The sequence below is a fragment of the Methanimicrococcus hacksteinii genome (assembly GCF_032714515.1).
In the GTDB taxonomy this organism is placed as follows: domain Archaea; phylum Halobacteriota; class Methanosarcinia; order Methanosarcinales; family Methanosarcinaceae; genus Methanimicrococcus; species Methanimicrococcus hacksteinii.
In genome coordinates this window covers 44,031-50,049 of record NZ_JAWDKC010000024.1, presented here as the reverse complement: position 1 = coordinate 50,049, position 6,019 = coordinate 44,031, and the positions used below count along the sequence as shown (strand labels likewise).

Annotated in this window: 8 protein-coding genes; all 8 read left to right on the top strand. The window is 43.1% G+C overall.

Annotation, left to right across the window (positions count from 1 at the left end):
* On the top strand, positions 1-186 hold a 186-nt coding region (locus tag MmiAt1_RS07645), incomplete at its 5' end, for a hypothetical protein (protein ID WP_318786295.1).
* A 323-nt stretch (positions 187-509) separates the two neighbouring features.
* Positions 510-665, top strand: coding sequence for a hypothetical protein (locus MmiAt1_RS07640; protein ID WP_318786294.1), 156 nt, complete (start codon positions 510-512; stop codon positions 663-665).
* A 2-nt stretch (positions 666-667) separates the two neighbouring features.
* On the top strand, positions 668-859 hold the full coding sequence (locus MmiAt1_RS07635) for a DUF6019 family protein (protein WP_318786293.1): 192 nt from the start codon (positions 668-670) through the stop codon (positions 857-859).
* 685 nt (positions 860-1,544) lie between these two features.
* Positions 1,545-3,170, top strand: coding sequence for a replication protein A (locus MmiAt1_RS07630; RefSeq protein ID WP_318786292.1), 1,626 nt, complete (start codon positions 1,545-1,547; stop codon positions 3,168-3,170).
* Between the two features lies 1 nt (position 3,171).
* Entirely contained in the window at positions 3,172-3,756 is a 585-nt protein-coding gene (locus tag MmiAt1_RS07625; RefSeq protein WP_318786291.1) for a DNA-binding protein, read from the top strand.
* Positions 3,757-4,065: 309 nt separating this feature from the next.
* Positions 4,066-4,293 carry a hypothetical protein gene (locus MmiAt1_RS07620; protein WP_318786290.1) on the top strand — a complete coding sequence of 76 codons (228 nt, stop codon included), beginning with the start codon at positions 4,066-4,068 and terminating at the stop codon, positions 4,291-4,293.
* Between the two features lie 34 nt (positions 4,294-4,327).
* The gene (locus tag MmiAt1_RS07615) at positions 4,328-5,233 is read left to right on the top strand and encodes a rhomboid family intramembrane serine protease (protein WP_318786289.1); all 906 of its coding nucleotides are present in this window, start codon (positions 4,328-4,330) and stop codon (positions 5,231-5,233) included.
* 102 nt (positions 5,234-5,335) lie between these two features.
* A complete protein-coding gene (locus tag MmiAt1_RS07610; protein ID WP_318786288.1) occupies positions 5,336-5,737 on the top strand; it encodes a hypothetical protein in 402 nt (133 codons plus the stop codon).
* The last annotated feature ends 282 nt before the right edge of the window (positions 5,738-6,019 follow it).

The window sequence follows — 6,019 nt, the reverse complement described above, 5'->3', positions numbered from 1 at the left end:
TGTTTCGCGACTGTTTTTAAAGGCGAAGCCTCTAAAAATCGCGAAGCGATTTTTCTGCAAACACTGTCCTCCGATTGCCCATTGAAAAATTGCGAACAAAGTGAGCAATTTTTAGGCAAACGATTATTCACAGTCCCGACAACGGCGACATTGTGGAAATTACCGGGCTTTCGAATTGTGTTGTGAAACACGAATGATTGGCGGCACGACTTTGCTTGGCCTTACCGTTCTGTTTCGCGACTGTTATGAGAAAAGCGGACTGCGTTTTTTAAAAAATGTTGAGAAATGCGGCTCACGCGCGCGGCGACCGGCGCAGCTTTGCCGTGCCCCCGAAGAGCGGAACAATAATCGGGGCGGCGAAGCTCGCCCCGACCGCTTTTCCGCCCTGCCAAGTTTTCATTCCGCGACTGTATTCATAAACATCCGCCCCAATCGACAACGATGCCGCTGAAAGTCGAAGAGGCAGACCGATTCATTTTTATATAATTTATTGAATGATAACTGGATATATGGAAATTAGTTTTGAACCGACTCAATACTTATCATTTATGATTCCTTTTTTGCTGGCTCTTTTTCCTCTTTATTATATTATCCGAAAAGCTGTTCAAAAAGCAATGAAAGAAGCAACTGCCGAATTAAAAATCGAAAAAGAAAAAGATGTGTAAAAATGTTAATGGGTATAACTGAAATTTTAGTAATTTTCGTAGTATTGCTTTTGTATTTGGTTCCTGCCGCAATTTTTCTGACTGCCCTTTATTATATCATTAAAGGCGCCGTTAAAAAAGGGATTTTGGAGGCGGAAGACGAAAAAAAGAAAAAACCGGTTGCTTTGGAAAAAGATGAGACCATTCAGGATTGAAATTAAAAATTAATTAAAAAACAACGGAAAAATAACAGGAGAAATGAAATTGATATTCGGAGGCTTAGGACCCATAGAAATTATATTAATTATCGTGGTACTGATATTAATTTTGGTTTTATTCACAGGCGTTTTTTATTTAATCAACAAAAATAAAAACAGATTGTTTTGAATTTTTTCCCCCCATTTTATTTATCACCCTCCCCTGCCCAAGTTCTATCCCTGACTGTTTTTGACAGCTCTGCTCCTGCTAAAATCTGCAATCTGCAACTGTTTTTGCACTCTGTTCCTGCTTAAATTTACAATCTGCAACTGTCTTTGCAGCTCCGATCCGATTCAAATGCGGCGGCTGCAACTGCCTTTGCAGCTCCGACCCGGCTCAAATGCGGTGGCCGCAACTGTTACACACCGGCGAAGCCGCAAAAAATGTGAGCGAAGCGAACATTTTTCAGTAAACACCCCCCCTCCCATCGACGGCGAAGCCATAAAAATGTGAGCGAAGCGAACATTTTTCTGCGAGCACCTCCCTCCCCCCGCCCCTGAAATTTTGTGAGCGAAGCTCACAAAATTTGTTTAATACTTTCACCGAACTTCGCTTTTTTCTTTATATTCTCGCGTTTTAAAGAATTCTGCCTCCCAAAAAACCTACTCAAATCTATCCGAAAATAACCGGAGGTCTAAAGGAATGACAGATATGAATGAAACAGGACTTGCCGATTCAGCCGAATCGATTCAGTTTAATGAGACAAAAATAAATGCGTCAAACGATCTGACCGATCGCGTCATGACGATACAAAAAATGCTGACCGAGAACGGGGCGGATGTGCCCGCGGCCGAAATTGAAGAAAAGCTCAAAAATTTAACGGAAATTTTCAAAGTTCCGGCCGCCGAAGCGCAGCGAAGCGTAACAAATGCGTATTTGAAAAAATTCAATATTGCAAAACCCAAAGTTTTTGCCGGCAAAGGAACGGCTGTCACCAAAAAAGTGGCCGACATTTCGGCGATGGCGGGTTTGCCCGACACTTGGGTGAATCTCACGGGAAAAGTGATTCAGGTTTGGGAAAACAGTCATGAAAGTATCGCTCAGGCCGGTTTGGTCGGCGATGAAACCGGAATCGTCAAGTTCACGATTTGGAACGGTTCTGAAATTGAGCCGCTTGAGCTTAACAAAACATATGATTTTAAAAATGTGATTGTCAAATCCTGGAACGGCAAAGCCGGCATTTCTTTGAACAAAGCCGCGGTTGTCACCGGTTCCGAAGAAGAGATCACGGTTGTCAAATCCGGCGATTATGCGGCCGGCGAAATGAAAGAACGGGTCAATGAGATGCGGACCGTTTCCGAACTTTCTCAAAACGGTTTGTGGACGGATTTGAAAGCAAATGTCGTTCAGATTTTTGAAAAAACGCATGAAAGCATTGCGTTTGCCGGCATTCTCGGCGATGAAACCGGAACGATGCGCTTTACGGTTTGGAAAACGTCCGAAGTGGAACAGCTTGAAGCGGAAAAATCATATTTGTTCAAAAACGTGCTCGTCAAAGAATGGAACGGCAGCTTCTTTATTGAAGTGAACCGCGCCGGAAAAATCGAAGAAATTGACGAAGAAATCATTGCAAAGCCTTCTGTTTTTGAAGTCTGCGGCTGCGCTGTTGACATCCAGGCCGGATCCGGACTGATCCGCAGATGCCCGGAATGCAGCAAAGTCATGGCCAAAGGCATGTGTTCCGAACACGGCCGGCTGAAAGGAAAATATGATCTTCGGATTAAAGCCGTTTTTGACGACGGCACGCAAGCGCATGAAACAATCATCAACTGCGAGCTGACGGAAAAGCTGCTCGGCATGTCTTTGGAAGACGCCGTGTTAACGGCAACGGAAACATTGGATCCCGAATGCATCAACGATATCATCAAGAACGAATTCATCGGGAAATATTACACCGTCAGCGGCGCAAAAACCGACCGCTACATTATTGCCGAAAACGTTGAGCGGGCAGAGTCTGCCGATTTGAGCAAAGCGGTTTGGCTGAAAAGTTTGATTGCCGAAGAATTAAGTCAATCGAGCCAACCCGGCCGATCTGAAGAAGAAGAATCCAATGCCGATTCGACCGAAATGGAAAAAATCGAAAATTTCAGCGCCGAAGAGCTGAATGACATTTCGGAATTGGCTGAAACGCAGGAATTTGAAACACCGTCAAATTCCGATTTTGAAAAGTTTGAAAAAATGCTGAATTCGATGGACTCCGACGCCGGCAATGCCGACGACACGACTGATGAGTCCGAAGACGAAATTGAAGAAATCAAGGTGATTTAAAATGCCCGGATATTTCAGAGAAATTGCCGTTCGTATGTTTGCGAAAGAATTGAAGGATTCCGATTTGGTTTATCGGGAAGAAGAAGAACAATATGCTCCTCAGTACGTTTTAACGCCGACGGGTGCAAAAGCCAACCGCATCTTAATTTCGGGCGTTTTAACGGAAGTTGAAAACATCGGAACGGCGTCGGAATATTACCGCGCAAGAATTGCCGATCCGACCGGAACGTTTACGGTTTACGCCGGCCAGTACCAAGCCGAAGCAATGCGCTTTTTGGCAGAGGCCGAAACGCCCGCTTTCGTGACGGTCGTCGGAAAAGTCACCGCGTTTAAAGCCGATGACGGCAACACCATTCTTTCAATCCGTCCCGAATATATTCAAAAAACGGACGAAAAAGACCGGAACCTCTGGACGCTGGAAACAGCTGAAAAAACATACGAAAGAATTTCCGCCGCCGAGAATTATTTGCAGACAAACGAAACGGAAAATGAAAACATTCAAAATGCGCTGACTCATTACACGCCCGAATTTTCGGGATACAAGAAAATGATTGTTCAGGCATTAGACGCTGTTTTGTCGAATTAATTTTGTTTAAAATGCCGGAAATTCCAAAACAACCGGAATTTTTCGGCGTTTCAGCATTTTCATTTTGTTTTTTTATTTTTTGATTTTTTTTTCTATTTTAGTTTTATTTTAGTTTTATTTTTGCTTTATTTTTGCTTTATTTTTGTTCTATTTTTGCTTTATTTTGTTTTATCGTTCGTATGTTTGCCCGCCCGCGCGCGAACAGCTCAATTTTTAAAAAATGCCCAAAACCGGATGCTTTTTTTCAAATAATAATTAAAAAGAGAGAATCGGGATAAGATAATAAATAAAGAAATTCAATAGAAAATCATGAAAACTTATCTGCAGATTTGGTACAACAGCGACGGAACCTGTTCTCCGCCTTCGGAAGTGAACAGCCGCCTGATGTCCCTGGGATTTAATCTTGTTCGCGGGCCGTATGACTATGTTTACGAATGGGATTCAAACATAACGCTCGATGATGTTTTGAGACTCGGCGACAAAGTGCATTTGACATTGGCCGGAACGGGTGTTTTGTTCAAGATTGAAACGGATTAATCCGAAAAAAGCACGCGAAACACGGAGATTTTTCATGACAAGATGTCAGGCATGCGGAAAGGAAGAGCCGGCGCAGGCGATTTGCAGCGTCTGCGGAAAAACGTATTGTTCCGAACACGTTTCAAGGCAAAATCACAATTGTTTTGTCGATCCGAGAGGGGTGAATATGGGAGAAGGACAGGCGCGCGTTTACACCAGAACTTACGGTTCGGGCGCGTCCAAAGAAACAAATCCGCCGAAAGCCGATTATTACGACAAAGACCGGTTTGAACAGCAGCACGGTTATACAGCCGCGCGGTCGCCGCCGCTTTGGAAGAAAATCTTAAGCAGCCCGACTTACATGATTATTTTAATTTGCGCCGTCATGCAAATTATCGAATTGGGTGCAGTTCTGTTCCAAAATCCGATTTGTTTGATTATTTATGACATGTGTATCCTGCGCTCAAGCATTGATTACATCATTGCCCGGCCATGGACGCTGATTACGCATATGTTTATGCACAGCCCGACGGATATTTTCCACATTTTGTTCAACATGATTGTGCTGTATTCGTTCGGCCGATACTTGGAAAAGTTGATCGGAAACAAATCGTTTGTATTCATGTATTTGGTGTCGGGCATTGTTGCCGCACTCGGATTCATTTTGATTGAAGGAAACACGGGTGTCGGCCTGGTCGGCGCAAGCGGTGCCATTTACGGCGTATTGGGTGCGGTTGCCGCAATTAATCCGAACCTCCAAATTTATATGTTTTTCGTCCCGATTCCGATTAAAATCAAATACATGGTCTTGGTTTACGCTTTTATCAGTGTTCTCTTCATGGGAGGCGGCAGCCTGATTGCGCATGCGGCTCATTTGAGCGGTCTGATTATCGGATTGGCGTTCGGGTATTATTACCGCAATCGCCTGAAAGATAAAATGCGGCAGCAGAATAGTTATTGACAATTATGATGTTGAAAATGGATGAATATTGATAAAACATCGATATTGAAACATCAATATTGAAACAGATGATTGACATAATCGAGATGTTTGGAGTTTGAAATGACCGATTCGCCGTTTATCGGAAGAAATTATTTGAAACCGCCGGAGAACGAGCGTGTTCCGATTGTGGTCATTGATTTTAAAAAGATGTATGCCTGCTGGCTTCCGGGCCTGCGGCATACGCTTTATTTTGATGCCGAGCCGCAGACGGAAGAGCTGAAACGGATTCGGGAAATTGTTCTGCTTGAAGTTTTCAGCACGGATTCCAAATATTTGATTGAGCTGACGGCCGAAGATTTTGAAGAATTTGAGACGGCTTACGCGCTGTTTTCAACGTACGGCGGAGAATTGTTTTTTCACCGGAGAAAAGAAGGGCGCCGGATGAAGAAATACTTTGATTTTAAGCCGAAACAAAAAGTTCGATCAGCGATTCGGAAATTCAGTCTTTTGGAAAAGATTTGAACGCAACAGAATGAATCTGACCGAAATCATGACAATTCAAACGGAACAATCAAATAAGAAAAATAACAATTATCTTTGTACCAATATTTAAAAAACAGACGAGTTTTGGATTTGTTTGTTTTTAAATAGCGGTTATGATCGTTGTGCGCTGCGTGTTTGCAGTATTTGAGTATGTAATTATCAATTCAAGTATTAATTCAGTATTTATTGTAATTATTATAATTATTAATCATGTGTTAAGGTTGTACGGCCTGTGCCGCGTCGGGCGAGACCGTCAAGGTA